At 34.5% G+C, this 21,097-nt stretch carries 17 protein-coding genes; 10 read left to right on the top strand and 7 right to left on the bottom strand.

Annotated features, from left to right (window positions below; all coding sequences use genetic code 11):
- Positions 1-477: 477 nt before the first annotated feature.
- Positions 478-2,106: an acyl-CoA carboxylase subunit beta gene (locus CF599_RS16930; RefSeq protein WP_121967143.1), complete on the top strand. Its 1,629-nt coding sequence runs from the start codon at positions 478-480 to the stop codon at positions 2,104-2,106.
- 59 nt (positions 2,107-2,165) lie between these two features.
- Here the strand turns inward: CF599_RS16930 and CF599_RS16925 are convergent, their stop codons facing one another.
- From CF599_RS16925 to CF599_RS16915, 3 genes are all read right to left on the bottom strand, one after another.
- Positions 2,166-3,104: a DUF3829 domain-containing protein gene (locus CF599_RS16925; protein ID WP_121967142.1), complete on the bottom strand. Its 939-nt coding sequence runs from the start codon at positions 3,102-3,104 to the stop codon at positions 2,166-2,168.
- A gap of 178 nt (positions 3,105-3,282) precedes the next feature.
- On the bottom strand, positions 3,283-4,227 hold the full coding sequence (locus CF599_RS16920) for a YeiH family protein (protein ID WP_121967141.1): 945 nt from the start codon (positions 4,225-4,227) through the stop codon (positions 3,283-3,285).
- A 69-nt stretch (positions 4,228-4,296) separates the two neighbouring features.
- On the bottom strand, positions 4,297-5,193 hold the full coding sequence (locus CF599_RS16915) for a LysR family transcriptional regulator (protein WP_121967140.1): 897 nt from the start codon (positions 5,191-5,193) through the stop codon (positions 4,297-4,299).
- Positions 5,194-5,321: 128 nt separating this feature from the next.
- Here CF599_RS16915 and CF599_RS16910 point away from each other — a divergent pair, with 128 nt between their 5' ends.
- Positions 5,322-6,005, top strand: a complete 684-nt coding sequence (locus CF599_RS16910) for an aspartate/glutamate racemase family protein (RefSeq protein WP_121967139.1) — start codon at positions 5,322-5,324, stop codon at positions 6,003-6,005.
- Positions 6,006-6,142: 137 nt separating this feature from the next.
- Positions 6,143-6,340, top strand: a complete 198-nt coding sequence (locus tag CF599_RS16905; RefSeq protein ID WP_121967138.1) for a heavy-metal-associated domain-containing protein — start codon at positions 6,143-6,145, stop codon at positions 6,338-6,340.
- A gap of 78 nt (positions 6,341-6,418) precedes the next feature.
- Here CF599_RS16905 and CF599_RS16900 read toward each other — a convergent pair whose 3' ends face one another.
- Complete coding sequence (locus CF599_RS16900) at positions 6,419-6,961, bottom strand: hypothetical protein (protein ID WP_121967137.1); 543 nt, start codon at positions 6,959-6,961, stop codon at positions 6,419-6,421.
- A gap of 310 nt (positions 6,962-7,271) precedes the next feature.
- On the opposite strand from CF599_RS16900, the gene CF599_RS16895 reads away from it, so the two are divergent.
- The 7 genes from CF599_RS16895 to CF599_RS16865 all read left to right on the top strand — a co-directional run bounded on the left by CF599_RS16895 (position 7,272) and on the right by CF599_RS16865 (position 12,757).
- The gene (locus CF599_RS16895) at positions 7,272-8,462 is read left to right on the top strand and encodes an ATP-binding protein (RefSeq protein WP_121967136.1); all 1,191 of its coding nucleotides are present in this window, start codon (positions 7,272-7,274) and stop codon (positions 8,460-8,462) included.
- 43 nt (positions 8,463-8,505) lie between these two features.
- Positions 8,506-9,198, top strand: coding sequence for a YafY family protein (locus tag CF599_RS16890; RefSeq protein ID WP_121967135.1), 693 nt, complete (start codon positions 8,506-8,508; stop codon positions 9,196-9,198).
- A 242-nt stretch (positions 9,199-9,440) separates the two neighbouring features.
- Positions 9,441-9,902: a GyrI-like domain-containing protein gene (locus CF599_RS16885; RefSeq protein ID WP_121967134.1), complete on the top strand. Its 462-nt coding sequence runs from the start codon at positions 9,441-9,443 to the stop codon at positions 9,900-9,902.
- Between the two features lies 1 nt (position 9,903).
- Positions 9,904-10,269 carry a DUF1801 domain-containing protein gene (locus CF599_RS16880; RefSeq protein WP_121967155.1) on the top strand — a complete coding sequence of 122 codons (366 nt, stop codon included), beginning with the start codon at positions 9,904-9,906 and terminating at the stop codon, positions 10,267-10,269.
- A gap of 241 nt (positions 10,270-10,510) precedes the next feature.
- Positions 10,511-10,843: a hypothetical protein gene (locus CF599_RS16875; RefSeq protein WP_254050350.1), complete on the top strand. Its 333-nt coding sequence runs from the start codon at positions 10,511-10,513 to the stop codon at positions 10,841-10,843.
- 2 nt (positions 10,844-10,845) lie between these two features.
- Positions 10,846-11,136: a hypothetical protein gene (locus tag CF599_RS16870; protein WP_121967132.1), complete on the top strand. Its 291-nt coding sequence runs from the start codon at positions 10,846-10,848 to the stop codon at positions 11,134-11,136.
- A 19-nt stretch (positions 11,137-11,155) separates the two neighbouring features.
- On the top strand, positions 11,156-12,757 hold the full coding sequence (locus CF599_RS16865) for a PepSY domain-containing protein (RefSeq protein ID WP_121967131.1): 1,602 nt from the start codon (positions 11,156-11,158) through the stop codon (positions 12,755-12,757).
- Between the two features lie 45 nt (positions 12,758-12,802).
- Here the strand turns inward: CF599_RS16865 and CF599_RS16860 are convergent, their stop codons facing one another.
- The 3 genes from CF599_RS16860 to CF599_RS16850 form a co-directional block, all read right to left on the bottom strand.
- The gene (locus tag CF599_RS16860; RefSeq protein WP_121967130.1) at positions 12,803-13,429 is read right to left on the bottom strand and encodes a 2OG-Fe(II) oxygenase; all 627 of its coding nucleotides are present in this window, start codon (positions 13,427-13,429) and stop codon (positions 12,803-12,805) included.
- 345 nt (positions 13,430-13,774) lie between these two features.
- Positions 13,775-15,325: a hypothetical protein gene (locus CF599_RS16855; protein ID WP_121967129.1), complete on the bottom strand. Its 1,551-nt coding sequence runs from the start codon at positions 15,323-15,325 to the stop codon at positions 13,775-13,777.
- 54 nt (positions 15,326-15,379) lie between these two features.
- A partial coding sequence (locus CF599_RS16850) for a hypothetical protein (RefSeq protein WP_121967128.1) occupies positions 15,380-21,097 on the bottom strand: 5,718 nt, incomplete at its 5' end.

Below are 21,097 nucleotides of genomic sequence, written 5' to 3'. Positions count from 1 at the left end.
CTATAATGCAAGATTACTGCACGGTTTCACTAGGATTAAAGCACGTTAGAGATAATTATCATTTTTACAAAAAACACAACAAACAACTAAATACCAACACATTAACTAAATAAGCAGTTTGAAAAAATGTACATAAAATGAAAAACAGGGTATGCTAGAAGCCTTGTGGAAGGGGTAGGTTAAAAAAAGTGCTCAATTAGAGAGAGCTAAAAGTGTTTTTTTGTCAGATTAGGAAAGAGAAACTAAAAAAAATGCAACTTCATTTTGAGAGACATTAAGGAATTTGCTTTTCGTTTATATGTCTATCTCTTAATATGGAATTATAGCCGTTGTTGATATAATATTGCTCTTCCTTTTGGGAATATGTTAGTTTTCTAAAAATTCTCGAACTGCCAAATTTCGCTAGTAAAAAATCTAAGTATATTTTGTACTTTAGCGAAAACGATTAAAAACAACAGTGAATCAACCCAACAAACTATGGATATAAACTTCAATAAAAACGAAGACCACAATAAGCTACTTCTTTCAGACCTTAAGAGAAAGTTAGTTATAGTAAAAAAAGGTGGTGGTGAAAAACGCATTGCCAAACTACATGAACAAGGAAAAATGACTGCTAGAGAGCGTATCGACTACCTATTAGACGATAAAGCGAATAGTATAGAGATAGGTGCATTCGCAGGTGAGGATATGTATGCAGAGCACGGTGGATGTCCATCTGGAGGTGTGGTAGTTAAGATAGGATATATCAAAGGAAAACAGTGTATCGTAGTGGCTAATGACGCTACTGTGAAAGCTGGAGCATGGTTCCCTATTACAGGAAAAAAGAATTTAAGAGCACAAGAAATAGCTATCGAAAATAGACTACCTATTATCTACCTAGTAGATAGCGCAGGAGTTTACTTACCTCTACAAGATGAAATATTCCCTGATAAAGAACACTTCGGACGTATCTTTAGAAATAATGCTGTGATGAGCAGTATGGGAATTACACAGATAGCTGCTGTAATGGGAAGCTGTGTAGCTGGAGGAGCTTACTTGCCTATTATGAGTGATGAAGCGCTGATCGTAGATAAAACAGGAAGTATCTTCCTTGCAGGTAGTTATTTAGTAAAAGCGGCTATCGGAGAAAGTATCGACAACGAAACATTAGGTGGTGCGACTACACACTGTGAAATATCAGGTGTAACTGACTATAAAGCCAAAGACGATAAAGACGCTTTAGATAAAATCAAAAATATAGTAGATAAAATAGGTGATTTTGACAAGGCGGGATACAGTCGTATCAAAGCTGTAAAGCCTGCTTTAAACCAAGAAGATATCTATGGTATCCTACCTAAAGCTCGTAATGAGCAATACGATATGATGGAAATCATCAAGCGTCTAGTGGATAACTCAGAATTTGAAGAATATAAAGAAGGATATGGTCAAACGATCATCACTGGATATGCGCGTATCGATGGATGGGCAGTAGGTATCGTAGCGAATCACCGTAAGGTAGTGAAAACGAAAAAAGGTGAAATGCAGTTCGGAGGGGTGATATATTCTGACTCTGCTGATAAGGCTACTCGCTTTATCGCTAACTGTAACCAAAAGAAAATACCATTAGTATTCTTACAGGATGTAACAGGATTTATGGTAGGTTCTAAGTCAGAGCACGGTGGTATTATTAAAGATGGAGCTAAGATGGTGAATGCTGTAGCAAACTCTGTAGTACCTAAATTCACTGTAGTAGTGGGTAACTCATACGGAGCAGGTAACTATGCGATGTGTGGTAAAGCATATGACCCGAGACTTATCTTTGCTTGGCCTAGTGCAGAACTTGCTGTAATGGGAGGTGCTCAGGCAGCGAAAGTATTACTTCAGATAGAAGCTTCTTCTCTAAAAGCTAAAGGAGAAGAACTAACGAAAGAACAAGAAGAAGAATTATTCAATAAAATAAAGGCTAAATACGATACACAAGTGTCTCCGTATTATGCAGCAGCTCGTCTATGGACAGATGCAATTATCGATCCGCTAGATACACGTAAGTGGATATCTATGGGTATCGAAGCAGCTAACCACGCTCCTATCGAGAAACCATTTAACTTAGGTGTGATACAGGTGTGATAAATAAAAACGGGAGACTTTATAAAGTCTCCCGTTTTTATTTAATACTATACGTTATATTAGATAAATCTATTGTAACTAGCTACAGCATCATTACTCACTCTTCTTAAATCATCAAAATCGCTATCAGTCAGTTTCTTTCCTTCTTTTACTTTTCTCAACACCTTTCTAACATTACCTAGATTACCATCAACTGAAGTATAAAATGACTCGTAAGAGCTCAATTTACCTTCTTTAGTTAACTCTGCCACATATAAGCCTTTATGCTTTGCTATATTCGCTTCAAGTTCTGTATAAAGTTTATCTGCTTCTTCTTTCTTCCCACCTGCTTCAGCGTGATCGTAAAAAACATCAATTAGATTATCTATATTTTTCAAATCTCCTTTTACTGTCATTATCGCATCTTTAATAGGAGAGTCAGCCAAGATAATTTCTTCAGCACGCTCAGTTACTTCCTCGATTTTTTTAGAAATTATTGGTCGCGTTTCTATACAGTTAGTATATGCTTTCTCTATAGTTTCAGCATATTCTTTCGCTTTTGCCCAATTATCATCTTTGTAATCCTCATCCGTTAGGTACTTAATATAAGTTACTGAAGTACCTGATAATAAATTTCTTTGTTCTTTATAAAAGGTAACTTTTTCTTTAAAGAATTCTTGTTCTTCTTTTGAAAGCACAGCCGGAGGGTTAACTATTTTTTCCTCACGATCTTTTTTTGAACCAAAATTATGTGATACAAATAAGGCATCTATAGGAATATCAATTCTAGATCTTACCTTCTTACTCTCTGCTAAATCAACTAATTTTTTGAAATCGCGTTCTCTAGAATTAATAAAAGAATTTGCATCATTCATATAATCAACTACACTATTTGTATAGTCAATAATTTCACCTGCTTGTTGCATACTGTCAACATTCACTGCACCAACTTCCTTACTATCCTTACAACCTACTGCTAAGAACAAACAGACACTTAATAGAGTAATAACCTTTTTCATAAATAATAATTTTAAATTTTAACCAAATTTAAGAAAATAATCATTGTTATTAAAGATAAAAAACATTTATTAAATCAAGCAAACCTAACTTATAGATATAAAAAAAGGCATAAATCACTTATGCCTTGTGGTTTTAACCTTATTGATACTTGACTAGATTTTCAATAAACTATTCCTATTAATTTACATACATAATATATAGTAATGAAGTCACAGATATAAATATCCACAATCCTATTCCTTCTAATAAAGGTTTAAATCCGACAGACTTCACTGTGCGGTATGATAATGACGTACCAATTAAGAATAACGTTAGTGTTAATGCAGCTTTAGAAGCCTCTACGATATATGGTCCCACAGTCTGTACCGCTGGGATATATGAGTTAGCCAACATCGCTAAGATGAATAATCCGATAAAGTAAGGTAGCTTCACTTTAGTCCCTTTGGTTTTGAAGAATAGCATCGATAAGAAAGCTACTGGTATTACCCATAACGCACGAGCTAACTTCACTGTAGTGGCTACTTCTAAGGCCTGATCACCATATTTAGCAGCTGCTCCTACTACAGAACTTGTATCGTGAATAGCTATTGCTGACCACAGTCCGAAGTCTACTTGACTTAATCCCAATGCGTGTCCTATCGGTGGGAAGATGATTAGAGCTACTGAATTTAGGATAAACACAATCCCTAAAGCAACTGATATTTGCTTCTCATCTGCTTTGATTACAGGCGATACTGCCGCTATAGCACTTCCTCCACAGATAGCTGTACCCGAAGACACTAAATAAGATATCTTTTTATCTATTTTTAATAGTTTCCCTAGTAAGAAACCAAGTGATAAGGTTAAGAATATAGAAAAGATGGTTAATACAAAACCGTCTTTCCCTGCTGATATGGCACTGTATACATTCATCCCAAAACCAAGACCAATCACTGCTATCTTTAATAATAGTCCTGTTGCCTTTTTGGTCTCCTTACTATAAGGATTCTCAAATATCTGTGCGTACACGATACCAATAACCAAGGCTACTGCAGATGATATAAATGGGAATAAACTAAGTAAAGCAAGCCCGATTAGCAGTACTTTACCTATAGAGTCACGAGTATTATTTTCTGTTGTCATTTGTATAATATTTACAGATACAAATGTCTTTCATCAGCAGAGGAAAAGAAAATACATAATAGTTATAACTTATAACTTTAAGTTATAATTCTGTACAAAGCGAATGAATAGCTCTACCAAGGCGCTCTCTTGTCCTTGACGCTGAATTAGAGAAAATGTTCTACTGATATCAAGACCATCAATATCAATTATACTAAGCTCGTTATACCTCAACTCTTTTAAGATAGCGTGTACTGATAAAAAGGCTACACTGTCTGAATGCATTAGATACATCTTAATACTCTCGGTACTAGAGAAACTCATTTCATTAGTCAAATCACTTATAGTTATACCTATTTCTTTAAGACTACTATCTACTACATCTAAGGTACCTGATCCTGTCTCTCGTAATAAAAACGACAAGTCTTTAAGTTCATGAGGTTTGATACTCCCTTTCTTCGCAAGCTCGTTATTACTACCACATACGAGTACTATCTCATCTTTAATAAAGTCGATATACTTTATTTGAGGGTTTTTAGAATACCCCTCCACAAGACCCACATCAATGCTTTTAGTAAGCAATAGATTTTCGACCACTGTAGTATTATCAGAGACTACATCTAAGTGTAGATCATTGACTTTCTTCTTGAACTCAGCTAATAAGGGAGGTAACACATACTGTGAGATTGTGGTACTCGCCCCTACTCTAAGGCTTCCATCCATCTTGGCATTTAGCGCGTGTATATCGAACTCAAGATTGCGATATATAGAGAAGATTTCTTCTGCATAGGTGTACAGTAGTTCTCCTGCTTCGGTAAGGTATATTTTCATACCATCTCTAACGAATAGCTTCGTCTGATAAGATGATTCGATCTCTTGAATATGTTTAGTCACAGCAGGCTGAGAAATCAGTAATTCCTTAGCCGCCTTTGTAAAGCTACCTCTCTTGGCTACTGTGTAAAATACTTTTAATCGAAAGTCAAACATACTACCTATTTTAAATAACAAAAATAACGAAATAATACGGGTAATTTAGATTAATTGCCACAAGCTAAAAGACTATTTCTTATTACATTTGACAATCTACTTTAAAACAATAATCTAAAACAAAATCAATGAAAAGAATAGGAATCTTAGGAGGTACCGCATATCCTTCTACTGCACTATATTATACGTTACTAAATCAAATGGCTAATGAGAAATGGGGAGGATATCACTCTTGTCCTATCATTTTATACAGCATTGATTACCACAATATCAAAACGAGATATGCCGACAGATGGGATGAAATACCCAATATCTTAAAATACGAGATAGAGAACTTACTTGCATTACAACCTGATTGTTATCTAATAGCAAATAATACTTTGCACAAAGCGTATGATGAGATTAAGTCTGAATTACTAACTAACATCCCAATTTCTCACAGTATAGAATTGACAAAACAACATATTCTAAAAAACAATATGCAGAGAGTGTTGTTACTTGGAACTCCTTTTACAATGGAAGATGAGTATTTTAAATCTCCTCTACAACAAAGCAATATAGAGGTAATCATTCCTAATGCAGAAGAAATAAATCAGATGGGGCAATACCAATCTATGTTGTCTAAAGGGGAAGTGAGTGAAGAAATGCTTACTTTTTTCACTGCTGTAGTGAATAACTATAGTGATGTAGATGGTATCATTTTAGGCTGTACTGAACTTCCTCTTGTATTCAATAAATTAAAAACAGATACACCTATTATTGATACGATGGTACTTCAGTGTATAGATGCTTTTAATAAAATATCACAGTAGAGTACTATTTCTGTGCATAATTTCAACGCTTTAAGAACAGCTAAGGAATTATATAACAACTACTAAGAATCGTGTAACAGTTATACGCGGTTGCTATAATACCTTTGTAATACAAAAATAAATTAACATTTATAATTATGGCAACAGTATATCAGATAAAAGGAATGGGATGCAGCAGCTGCGTAGGTAAAATCCAAGAGGAGCTTAAAAAACACCCGCATATAGAGGCTACAGTAACGTTAGACACACATAGTATCGAGGTTAAATCACCTGAGGTAGCAAAAGAAGAAATACAACAGATATTAACTTCTGCTGGAAAGTATGAGATACTTTAAAACGAACAAGGCATATACAGAACAATCTATATATGCCTTATTCATTAGAAGAATATTTCTAACTCCTCCAACTATTTACTAAAAAGTTACGCCTATAAACATTCCTATTGTAGGATATACTTCAGTATATGTAGTATCATAATCCTTAAAATGAGCTACCCCTAACTGTACTTTATAATACATCACTCCACCAAAAGTACGCTTAATTCCCCAATGTGCTTCACTTACCAAGACTCTATTTAGAGAGGTGCTATACTCATCATTATCACCAAAACTGTACTTCGCTTGTATACCAAGATAGTTACCAGAGTTATTCGCTAGCGTACGATTCTTATCTATTCTGTTGTTCTTATTATAGTACCAATCTACACTCCCCTTTAGATACGGTATTGGCTTAGAAAATTTCAAAGCCATAGACATACTATTATACCCAACATCATATCCAGCTCCAAGACCTACACCTGTCTGCACAAAAAAGTTATTTCCTACCAAGAAATCTCTACCTGCTTCTACACTCATAAAAGTAGTCTGTGCAAAGAACTTACTTTTATACTCATCTTTCGTTTGTGCAAGTGACGAAAAAGAAAGAAAAACAACTATAACTAAAATACAATTCCTCATAACCTTTGATTTAATTAACGATAATACATAGTTTTAATAAAAATATAAAAAAAAATATAAAAAAAACACATTATACAATAATTATATCAACATATACCGCAAATAAAAGACAGCACTCATAACCTAGTATTACTTTTACACTAATAATTTTGATAAATATTGCTTTATATACTTAACGATACATACCCAATATTGCTTTATTAACTTAACAATTCATACTAAATATTGCTTTATCCACTTAACATTTTTTACTAAAATTGCTTTATAGACTTAACAATTTTATCTATATTTGTATTCAAAGGAATACATTATGGAAGAGTTACTATTAGAATTTCAGACAAAAATAGCGCGTGTATCATTAGAAATACAGCGTTATCTAGTACATCAGATAGACCTAAACAACCGATTGATATCAATAAAAGGAGCAAGAGGAGCAGGCAAAACAACCATACTCCTTCAAGTAGCAAAACTACATTTACCTTTACAATCAACTTTATATATAAGTTTAGATCATATTTACTTTTATGACAATAAGTTATATGACTTAGCAAAGCAGTTTGTCCTTTATGGAGGAACACATTTACTGCTTGATGAAGTACATAAATACCAAAATTGGTCACGAGAGCTAAAGTTAATCTATGATAACTTCCCTGAACTGAATGTTATATTTACATCTTCTTCAATGCTTGAAATCTACAAGTCTGAATCAGATTTAAGCCGCAGAGCGGTAACCTATTATTTAAAGGAGTTGTCTTTTAGAGAGTTTATTTCATTTGAAACAAATACAGTATATCCTACTTATTCTATGGCAACAATTTTAGAACAACACAACGCCATTACAACAACACTTTTAGAAGATATAAAACCGCTACCACTCTTCGAGAAATATCTAAGAATAGGTGCTTATCCATATTATAAAGAGAATGAAAATCTGTATAATCAAAAGTTACTCAACACCATTAATCTACTAATAGAAATAGATATCAATGCGGTAGAGAACCTGACTTACGACACCCTAGTTCGCTTAAAAAAACTATTGATCACTATAGCATCAAGTGCTCCATTCACACCTAATATAACCAAGTTAAGTGAAAAAGTTGGTGTCTCAAGAAACACCTTGATTCAATGCATTAAAATACTTGAGCGTGCTGGTTTAATCAATGAATTATATAAGGATACATCTGGCATAGGAGTACTTACTAAACCTGAAAAGATATACTTAAACAATAGTAATCTGATGTATGCCCTTGCGAAGGACAACACTAATATAGGTAATGTAAGAGAGACATTCTTCTTAAATCAATTTAAAGGATTACACGAGGTCAACCTATCTGAAGTCGCTGATTTTATAATTGACAAGACATATACCTTCGAAATAGGAGGAAAAAACAAAGGCAAAAAACAAATTCAGAATACTGAGAATGCATATATCGCAAAGGATAACATCGAAATAGGGATTGGTAACATTATCCCTGTTTGGTTATTTGGTTTTATGTATTAACTCCCTATTATCGTCATAAACTCACAATAAAACACCGCTAATTATGTCAGAAAGTAAACCGCGTTTAAACAGACTTACTGCTATTGTCACACAGTTACAATCTAAGCGTATCGTAACTGCTACCGAAATAGCGGAGAAACACAATGTAAGTATACGTACTGTTTACCGAGACATAAGAACCTTAGAGCAGTCAGGAATTCCAGTATTTACTGAAGAAGGAAAGGGATACTCTTTAATAGAAGGCTATGCCTTACCACCTGTCATGTTTACTCAGGATGAAGCAAATGCGCTAATCACAGCAGAGCAATTGATCTTAAAGAATAAAGACGCTTCGTTAATCAAGCAATATCAGAATGCTATTCTTAAACTTAAAGCAGTACTGCGCTATACGCAAAAAGATCAAGCTGACTTCTTATCCCAAAGAATCATAGTAAGGGATAATCCTGATAAGGCACAAACGAGTAATTACTTAATGAAAATACAATCTGCGATAGTTAATCATCAAGTGCTTTCTGTTCATTACTTATCTCTGGAGAACCAAGAGAGCAAGCGTGAGATAGAACCTTTTGCTTTATACACTACACAGGATAATTGGATACTAATAGCTTATTGTAGATTGAGGAATGACTTTAGAGCGTTTAGATTAGACTGTATCCAGAGTCTACACGATACACTAAAAGTATTCGAACCTCATCAAATCACGATGGAGCAATATTTAACCCAGAATCAGCATTAGCCAAATACTACAAAGCAATTCTACTTCATAGTTCTTTCATTAGCTCTATAACCATACCATAGTATGCTGAAATCACTAATTCAGACCTATCTTGTATAATTACTTTTCGTTTATCTGCCTATCGCTGATTCTGGGTTTAAAAGCGTGTAGAGAAAAATACTATCCACAAGACAACACCCCTGACATACTTATGTCATAAGCAGAGAATACATTTGTAGTATAATCAATAAATAGAATACTCTATGACTACAGTAACACTTGATCAGTTCTACCTTATCGGTATTGAAGTTCGCACAACTAATGAGCAAAACAAGGCTGCTAGTGACATCCCTTTATTATGGGAACGCTTCTGGCAAGAAGATGTACTAAACCGCATCCCTAATAAAGTGTGTACTGCTGTCTACTCCATGTACACCAATTATGAAGGGGATCATACGATGCCTTATACAACTATCATTGGATGTGAGGTATCTGACCTATCAGATATTCCTGAAGGGATGATTGGACATAGTGTGGATGCTAGTAATTATACTAAAGTAACTGCAACGGGAGACTTAACACAGGGTTTAGTGATCAATGAATGGATTAAGATATGGAATCAGAATTGGGATAGAAAGTACACTGCGGACTTCGAAGTCTATGATGAGAAAACAGTGAATCCATTAGATGCTGAAGTAAGTATCTATGTGGCTATAAATGACTAAAATGAAAGAAACAGAACAATACTATTTAAGACAAGAAGAGCCTAATCGAAGCTGTCTACAAGCTTTGAGAAGTTTTATCATGAGATTAGATGAACACATTACAGAGTCTATCAAATGGGGTACTCCTTGTTTTAGCTATAAGAATCGTATGTTCTGTTTTATTGCTTTAACAAAAGCACCTAAATCACCTTATCTCTTAATAGTAGAAGGCTTGCGTATAGAACATCCCTTATTAGAAATAGGCAGTAGAAAGCGAATGAAGACACTGAATATAGATGCTAATGTAGATCTACCAATTGATATTATGAAAGATATCTTACAACAAGCATTAGGTCTCTATACAATGGGAATTATCAAAACAAAATAACAGCCTTACGTAAATCAGTTCTAGATAATAACAACACCTATAATCATACATTATAACTAAAACGAGCTAACTTATTCTGAATAGGTTAGCTCGTTTTAGTTTAATCCACTGCTAATTATCAGCACATAGTGTACCTATACAAGTTAACCTATCGAACCCACTCTTCTTAAAAATAATTAATATTTTGTTAGGAAAAACTATAAAATATACGCTACCTTTGTTTTTATTCAATCTAAATAAGATGCAAACCGTACTATTTTCAATCACAGCTTTAGCATTCTTTATGCTATATAATACTTCTCAGAAAGTGAAATATGAGAAGAAATGTGCATTAACTACTTGGCTTAGATCCAATATTAAACTCTCTAAGATTATCGCTTACTCACTACTATGTATAGCACTAGTTGCTGAGACGATTTACCACGGGATAGGAGTTGGAAGTCTAACGTTCTTTATCTATTTAATGTTTATAGGTTCTACTATTTTAACGATGTATCCTATGCTATCTTTTAAGACAAAACACATTGTAGGGCTAATAGGTCTAGGATTATTCATTGAAACTTTAATCTTTTAATTATGCCTGCTAATAAAAAACATTTAGAGGCTTCTGCCTGGCAACGTGTGCTAAAAATCACAGCAGGATTAGTAGGAGGATTTTTAATCAGTATTACATTCCACCTATTCTTAATGTATTTCTTCCCATCCCCTCCTATTTACACAACGATGTATGTCACAGGATATGTATTATGGGCTATCTTATTCGTATTAGCTTTCTTAGCTGATAATGGATATAAAATATGGTTAATCTATATAGGACTAATACTAATGTTTTATTTACCTTATTTAATCGCACCTCTACATACCTAATACCACACGCACTACTATTATGAATATTAGAAATTATAATAAATACTTTCACTTACATACGATCAGTGGAATCATTATTACCGTATTACTTTATGTAATCTTCTTTGCTGGTTCATTTGCATTCTTTAAAAATGAGATCAACAACTGGCAAAACAATAGACCTCAAGCAAACTTCGCTCCTAAAGATTTAGACTATAATATCCTGATTGATTCACTTGGTAATCAATTAAACTTATATGGACGTGATGTCTCATTCTATATGAATGAACGTAGTCGAATGATTAGTCTAAATGTATCTGCTTCAAAAGATACTTTGGATCCAAAAGCGAGTGAGCGAAACTTTGGGTTATATGACACGGCTACACAACAAAAACAAACATATACAGAAGCCTATTCATTAGGTGAGTTTCTATACAGATTACACTTTTTGGCTCAATTAAATGGCTTAGTAGATATTAAGTTTGCTCCATTTGGTTATTTTGTGGCTGGATTGGTTTCATTCTTTTTCCTTTTTGCCTTAATAACAGGATTATTAGTTCATTGGCAAAAGATTGTTTCTAACTTCTATGTATTCCGCCCTTGGGAAAAACTAAAGACAGTATGGACAGATTTGCACACTGCTTTAGGGGTAATCTCTTTTCCATTCCAATTGGTCTTTGCTATCACAGGAGCTTATTTTCTACTTAATTACAGCTTAGTAGCTACTGCTATGTCAAGTTTCGGATATGGTGGAGATATGGAAAAATTCAATAAAGATGTGTATGATGATAGAGAAGCAAAAGAAATAGTATTTCAGAATGTTCCATTAGCAGAACAAATCAATGTCAATGACTATCTACTTAAAACTATCGAAAGATGGGATGATCCTGTTATCTCAGGTATCTCTATCAATAACTATGGTGATGAGAGTATGACTGTCATCATTAATGGAAGAGCAAAAGATAAAAAACAATTAAACAGTAGAGGAGAAATAAGATACCACATCGCTACTGGAGAAGTAGAAGAGGTAAGTAACCCTAATGAGAATCCGGGATATAACTATATCTTCTCAAATATAGTATATCTTCTTCACTTTGGATCTTTTGGAGGGTTAGCCACACGTATCGTTTACTTCTTAGTAGGTATAGCAGGATGTGTTGTTATCATATCAGGAGTATTGATATGGTTAGTGGCTAGAGATAAAAAGAATGTCCCTGAGCATAAACGCAAGTTTAACTTCTGGTTAGCAAATATTTATATGGCTATCTGTCTATCTATGTATCCTGTAACAGCCTTGACGTTTATAGCTGTAAAACTCAATCCTACTGGAGGACAAAGTTTTATCTATAGCTTCTACTTATGGTCTTGGCTAATAGCCTCTGTCTTATTATCTATTAGAAAGAATATATATAAAACCAATAGAGACTGTCTATTAGTAGGTAGTATTATTGGGTTTATGATACCTATATTTAATGGTGTAGTGACTGGAAACTGGATATGGGTAAGCTGGTCAAATCACTATTCAGATATATTACTGATTGACTTATTCTGGATTATCGTTCCGTTAATAACACTCTATTCGTGGAAAGTAGTTCGCAATAAACAAGAGAAAAAACTAAGTACTGAATCTACAGAAGAATAAATTTTAAAAAGGCCTTTATATGACTTCATATAAAGGCTTTTTATTTTATCTCGTCTTTAACCAACCCGTGATACTGTATCTTGTGTGATTAACCATTTTGACTTCGTGTTCTATACTTTTACTATCGAATACTACTAAACGCCCTGGTAATGCATACACAATCTCCTCTCGTTCATTACCTCCCTCGTCTTGAAGATACAAGGCTAACTCACCTCCATAAGCAGGCGTCCAATCCTGATCATTTAGGTATAATACTACAGACAGTGTTCTCCTACTATCTGTCTGAAAAACATCTAAGTGACGTTTATAGCAAGTTCCTACAGGATAACAAGCATAGTGAAACTCCCCTTCTGTAATACCTAAGTAACAAGTTCTGTTCACATATTCTAAGAAGTGGTTTACCTTATTAAAGTACATCTGCTCTACTTCATCAGGTAGTTTCTCATCCATCCATAGGATAGAGTCCCCTCTAACTTCGTCTATTATTTGTTCACTGCTTGCCTGCCCTATAGCTGCTTTCTTAAAGCTTTGCAAGTCTTGTTTTAAAAGCAAATTCGCTCTTAACAAGTTGACTTCCTCCTCCGAAAAGAAACAGTCAACTACTGAGTATTTACGATTTACTAAATCGTCTATAATTAACTCATAAAATGGATTTATTTCAAAATCACCCATACATTAACAAATAAAAAGTAAGCAAATATAATTTACAATAGAAAAAAATCAATATCATAAAACACGCTTTTTTCAACATATCTGTTGCTAAAACTCACTTTTACGGATTTGATAATCTATAGAAAGACAAAGGCTTTTGAGAGAGCTATTATTTGATTTTTTTAGAAATAATTCGCATTATTTAAAGCAAAATACCTTCGCCCTATTTGTACAAAAAACAGGCTTGATACTTAAAAATCTCGTTCACTATCTAAAAATGTATTAATAGCGATAAAAAACCTTCACTTAAGCGCACAAAAAAAGGAAGCTGTCTAGCTTCCTTTCGTTTATGGTAATCTTTTATCTTTAATCTAAAAACGGTGCATTCTTATCTCCTGTTTTAATATGAGGATTGGCAATGGCACCACAAGCTATTCCTTTTACTCTAATTATTGCAGGTTGTGATCGAACTCCATCAATCTCTATAGAGTAGTATACTTCTAAGTCTTCTCCTGGATTAAAAAAATCATATTGCACAGTCATAACAACTTCTTCATAATAACTATCATATTCCCACTTTGCATAAAAATCTGCGTGCTCGTGCTCTCCTATTTCGTCTCCATTTGCATTTACAAATCTAAAACTATCCCAATCTACATCGTAATCTGTATCTTCTAATATTTTAATAATTGTTCTGGCTCCATAACTATCAACTCTATCGCTTACACAGATCTGCTTTTCGGTGTCGTCTAAGTCTATTCCTTCTTCTCCATCATCATCTATGGGACTTACTTTTACATTTCTGATGATTGTTTTTTGGGTATTGTTGTCCATCGTTGTCCCCGCAAAACCAATATTAACTCTATCTGGTATTCTTGTTTCGAAGTCATATTCATCATCTTCATATCGACCATTATCAATTCGACCATCACCATAGGTAGTGAATGAATGTCGATAATAAAACTCATCTATTAATATATTTCCATTCCCTTTTATGGTTATAAACATCCCATCCTCATCATCAGGTACTAACTCTACCTCTATTTTTTGGAAATTAGGATTATAATCCAATCCACCGTCAGCGATATTAAATTCATCACTTTCATAACTGGTTCCAAATTCGTATTCTCCAGTATCATAATCAAGTTCTGCCTTAGCAATATCGTCTCCTGAATATTCACCTCCAAAAAGCTTTGTCAATAACAGGGGATTTCCTTTGTAATCTCCTTGACCTGCACCCCTTAATGTAATGTGATTTTTATAATAATCTCCAAAAACAGGACGTCCCAAATTATAAAAATGAGTATCACCATCTTCATCCTTAAAATCAGCGTTCTCATATCTTCGTTCTGAAAGTCCTTCACGTGTTTCGTAACTTGTCATTCCGAAACCTTTTCTCTCCTTATTACCTCCATCTAAATCAAATCCGATACCTAAATACCCTCCTTTTAATCCTGATTTAATAGCTGTTGATCCTCCTGCTGTTGATCCATTAAAGGAATATCCTAAACCACTACCAAGATATCCGATACTAAACTCCTCAGTAGCATCATATAAAAAGAAGGTCATACCTCCTCCTCCATATCCATATCCTGCTCCATCACTTCCAGTCACTCCAGCCATTGCGTACTCAAATTCAATCTTTGCTCCTTTTCGCAAATCAAGATCTAAATCGGTAATAGCAAAACCACTAAATCCCGTTCTTTTTTTTGTTAATACAATTCCTTCAGAAGTATATCTCTCTGCCCCTGTAGGCCCTGACAAAGCCCCTTTTCCAAAGTCATTCTCTATCCAGTCTGGAAGGTTGTTATGATCAATATCTGTTAACGAATATCGATGTGTTCCATTTTTAGTCGTTTGTGCTTGCATAGTCAAAAGACCAAGACAAGCTATCATGATATAATAATATTTCTTCATAATCATACTATTAAGTTAAAGGAGAACTTGCGTTCTCCTTCGAACTATTAATTATTACTTCACTTCTAACACGATATTGAAGAATGTTCTACCAGTTGGTGTAGCACCATCTTTTACTTTGTAATGTAATTCTCCATCGTAATCTAATTGCATATCTTCAAATACGTCCTCATCATAATAGGTTACATAGTAGTTTAATTCATCCTTCCCATATACAGGTAATGTAGAATCTCCAGTACTTGATAACATTGGTGAACCGAATTGATCAGCGTAGTAATCATATATCTCTATAGAATCACCTTTTCCTGATACCATCTCTACATAAATCGCTGGAAGATAAAAGAACTTAGGTGATGATATGTTACCACTTCCTCCTGTTGGTTTTCCCCAACGAGCTCCACCGTCTCCATCTGCTATTAATACATCTCCAGCATCTGCATCATCCGAAAATATCTTTTCTTCAGAAACAGCAAGGTCTTCTATATGATGATTTTGTATAGCATCGCCTGCGATATGTTCTGTATCTATCGATCCTTCTTTAACTTTCAATTGTAAATCATGAAATAACGCTCCGTCAGCATATCCTGATTCTATTCCTATTGTATCACTTTCTTCTAATTCTCCATTACCTGAGTCGTTACCACCAGTTTGTTCTTCCCAAACCACTCCTCCTTCTCCATCAGCTGTTAATACATATCCTCCTTCTATTCCATCTGAGCTAATTTTAGAATCAGTAACAGCATGGTCAGCAATATGTTCATTATTTACAGCATCGTCTTGTAGTTCTCCTGATCCTACAGCGTCGTATGTTAAATGATCTTGACCTATAGAACCTCCTTTAACATTAAACTTTAAATCTTTAAAGAATGCTCCATTCCCTCTTCCATCTTCTTCTCCATCTATTTCAATTGTACCGCTTTCTTCGAAGTTTCCATTACCAGAGTCGTTACCTCCTGTTTGTTCTTCCCAAACAACTCCTCCATCACCATCAGCTGTTAATACATATCCTCCTTTTACACCATCTGAACTAATTTTTTCATCTGTAACAGCATTATCAGCGATATGTTCTGTTTCTACAGCATCAACTTGCAATTCTCCTGGTCCTACTGCATCATACGTTAAATGATCTTGGCCTATAGAGGCATTATTAACCATAAGACTCACTTCTCTTAAAACAGCACCTGTACCATCTTTTACATCAATTGTACTGCTTCCTTTTAAGTCTGCTTTAGGTAGGTTAGTTTCTTTAAACGCTACTTTACCATCTTTCTCTACAGTTAACACGTGACCTATTGTCGCATTACCTGCACTCATCTTATTAGTTGTTACAGCGCCATTAGCTATTTTATAGTTAGTAACCTGATCATTTCCTAATTTGCTATTAGTTATAGCTCCATCCTTAATTTTATCTGTTGTTACTGCATCTTTAGCCAATTTAGCTTCTGTTACAGCATTTGCATTTATTTTATCAGTAGTTACTGCATTATTAGCTATTTTATCAGCAATTACAGCATTTGTATCAATCTTCTCTGCTGTTACTGCATTTTTATTAATCTTAGCAGGAGATATCGCATTATCTTTAATATGTCCTGTGTTAATAGATAGTCCATTAACTTCAAGTGTTACATCTTGAAAGACAGCACCTACACCACCTTGTGTAGCACTAATAGTAGTTCCATTAGTAATATTTCCTTTTGTAACTACGTTTTCTGAAATTCCAAAATAAACTCCTCCCTCTCCATCAGCCATTAAAAGCTGTTGTTTCTCTGCAACTCCAGCACCTACTTTAGAAGACATCTTTTCGGCAGTTACTGCATTCGCTCCTAAGTGTTGTGTTCCAATACCTAATTCTTTTACTTTAATGGTTGCATCTGCTAAAAGCACTCCTTTATTGGTTGATACTTCGATAGAAGAATCACTTCCTAATGGTTTTGCAAATTGATTAAGTGGCGCATACTTCGCTTCGCCATCCCCCATAGAAGTTAATACAGTTCCTGCGACAGTACCTTTTGCATCAAATTTAGATGCCTGTATCGTTCTCTCTGCTATTTTAGCATTTGTGATACCTAAGTTTTTTACATCAATCGTTACCTCTTTTAATGCTGCTTGTTTTCCGTTCGTTACTGTAATAGCACTTCCTTCTGTAATATCTTTTCCTGTTCCAGAAATAGCATCTGATAGGGAAGAAAACTCAGCTCCACCATCTTTAGTTACTAATACTAACCCGTTGGTTGTTCCTTCTGCTCCTATCTTATCTGCTGTAACAGCTCTGTTTGCGATGTGCTGTGTTTGTACTCCAGACTCTGCAATACCAATTGTTGTTGCTGTTAACACCGCTTTATTATTAGCAGGTATTAATAACGACCCATCAGATAATAAGTCTGCTTCTTGGCCTTCAAAAGCACTATTTGTCAGTTTTTTGTATGCTACTTTTCCACTACCGTCAGCAGTTAACACAGTGTTCTGATTTGCACCAACTGATGATATTTTACCAGTCGTTACAGCTCCCTCTGCTAATTTGGCTGTCGAAATTCCAAGATCATTAACATCTATAGAAGTATTTACTAACACAGCATCAATACCATTACTTCCATTAGTGAATGTTAAAGCGCTACCTAATGTTAGATCTTCTGTTTCGATAGCCATTATTTCTTTCTTGATATACTTGAAACCACCTTTTCCATCAGCTACCAACAGCATATCTTCAGCTGTGTTAACTCCACCTTCTACAGAGCTAAGTTTTGACTTCGTGATACTATTCTCATTGATGCTTAACTTCACATCTTTTAATAAAGCTTTCTGTCCATCTCCATCTTGAGAAGTCAATTGAATAATCTCATCTGTTATTAAGTCTCCTGCTAACTGAGTAGTAATATCATCTAGTTCTCCCCACTTCGTTTTTCCATCTACATCGCTTAATAATACTCTACCAGTTCCCACTGTTCCCGATGTAATTTTATCAGATGACACAGCCAAGTCTGCTATTTGTAAATTATCAACTGCATTATCTGCTATTTGAGTTGTATTAATCCCTTTTGGAGCAATACTTAAAGTTGCTTCTTTTAATAAAGTTCCCTCTTGTTGATTCAGTCCTCCTATAGTAATAATACCATCTGTCTTTAAAGCTGCTTTATCAGAAATAGCTCCTGATGTTAAAGGTTGGTAAGCTACTGTACCTTTTGCATCAATAACAGTTGCTACGGCATTTACATTATCTGTTCCACCGTTTAATTTAGTTGCAGCAATTGTTGTATCAGCAATATTCTCATTTAAGATAGTTTGAGTAGCGATATGCCCTCCTTTTACTCCTCTTTTATTTAATGTTATTATTGCTTTCTTCTCATCATCTCCAAAAATAACATTATCTCCTCCTGTTACTTTTATAGCGTCATCACCTTCTATATCACCTTGCATTGCAGAAGACACTACTGTAGATACAGGAGTAAAAGCACTTCCTCCAGAACCATTAGCTGCTAGAACAGCATTAAGCGTTGCCTCTTCAGAACCAATCTTCGCCGCTGTAACTGCCTTGTGGTCTATATGCTTTGTTACAATTCCTAACTCATTCACTTTAATTTCTAAAGGATTTAAAAGTGCTTTTGAAGCATCTCCTTCTACTGTTAATGAATTATCTACAGATAACATTTTTCCTGTAACTACAGCATTAAATTCTTGAAACTTAACAGATCCGTCTGCTTGTACTACAGCTACTTGTTTATCTCTTCCCTTACCTGCCCACAGTTTATCTTCTGTAATCGCGTGATTTGCTACTTTTTCTGTTATAACAGCATTTGCAGCAAGTTTAGCTGTTGTAATTGCATTATCTGCAATAGACAACTCAACTTCTTCTAGAAGAGCTTTTTCAACAACTGAACCACCATTAACTAAGATACCTTTTCCTTTTAGGTCTCTTTTTTGACTATCTATATTTTTGATGATTTCAAAAATAGTTTCTAATACATCTTGCACATTATCATTTCCTGAACCGATAGTACTATCATCAACAATAATATTACTTGCACGGATATCTAAATCTTTAATCTTTCCTTTTTTATCAGAGAAAGTAAAGATACCAGGTGTGTTTTCTAAGATAGACAAGGTATTCGCATCAAACTCTACACCTTCTCCTATAACTTCTCCTTTTTCATTAACCGCTAATTCGTTATAGTATACAAAAGTACCATTCTCCTTAGCTTCCAAACGAGTAATTCTTTCATTCTTCTGAACTACTTCTTTGATTACCTCTTCATTAGCATCTACCCATTGTACTTTACCTTCTGCATTGGTAATCAAGATTTGCTTCTTACTTCCTGCAGCTATTTTCTCAGGAGTTACTCCTTCATTTTTAAGAGAAATAGTCATTGCATTTAGCGCTGCTTTTTCTCCACCTGTAATCTCAATAGCTGTATCTCCACTAACTTTTTTACCTTGAGCAGCTACAGTAGTAAAAATTTGTTCTTTTACTTCTTGGTTATTTAAGATCTCTGTGATGTTCTCAATTACAGTTCCTGTTACATCAATTACTGCTACAGGTACCGTCTCGCTTCTACCATCAAAAAAGGCATACTTCCCATTATCTTGAGCAACGATTCTCAATGTATTTGAATCAAACTTAACAGCATTTGCTTCTATTAAATTACCATCCTTATCTATTGCTTCTTCATTGTAATAGAAGAAAGTACCATTTCCTTTATCTTCTAATACCGTTACAGTCTCATTACTTTTAACGATTTCTTTGATTACCTCTTCATTGGCATCTACCCATACTACTTCTCCTTTAGCATTAGTAATCAAGATTTGTTTCTTACCTCCGGCTTCTATCTTTTCAGTTGTAATAGCACCAGGAGCAATACTTAAAGTCATTTCTTTTAAGACCGCTTCTCCTAATTCCACCTCTCCATTGATTAAGATCTCTCCTCCTTTAATAGATGATGGCGTTCCTTGAGCTACCTCGATTTTATTGATAATATTCTCGATTACCTCTTGCAAGTTATCTCCTTCAATAGTAGTAGAACTATTGTCAAAATAGATAGAATTAGCACGAGTACTTATCGTCATCAATGGAGTGTCTTTATGCTCTCCATCAAAGAAATCATAGATACCTTGCTCTTTACCTTTTCTCTCTACAATACTTAAAGTATTAGCATTAAACTTAACTCCTTCGCCTACTTTATTTCCTTCTTTGTCATAATCCGCTTCACTGAAATAAGTAAAAGTACCATTTCCTTTATCTTCTAATACCGTTACAGTCTCATTACTTTTAACGATTTCTTTGATTACCTCTTCATTGGCATCTACCCATACTACTTCTCCTTTAGCATTGGTAATTAAGATTTGTTTCTTACCTCCTGCTTCTATCTTTTCAGTTGTAATAGCGCCAGGAGCAATACTTAAAGTCATTTCTTTTAAGACTGCTTCTCCTAATTCTACTTCTCCATTGATTAAGATCTCTCCTCCTTTAATAGATGATGGAGTACCTTGAGCTACCTCGATTTTATTGATAATATTCTCGATTACCTCTTGTAGATTATCCCCTTCAATAATAGTAGAACTGTTGTCAAAATAGATAGAATTAGCACGAGTACTTATCGTCATCAAGGGAGTGTCTTTATGTTCTCCATCAAAGAAGTCATAGATACCTTGCTCTTTACCATTTCTCTCTACAATACTTAAAGTATTAGCATTAAAATCAACTCCTTTACCTACTTTGTTTCCGTCTTTGTCATAATCCGCTTCACTGAAATAAGTAAAAGTTCCGTTTTGATTATCTTC

The sequence above is a fragment of the Myroides sp. N17-2 genome (assembly GCF_002286775.1).
Taxonomy (GTDB): domain Bacteria; phylum Bacteroidota; class Bacteroidia; order Flavobacteriales; family Flavobacteriaceae; genus Flavobacterium.
This window is presented reverse-complemented; position numbering and strand designations above follow the sequence as displayed.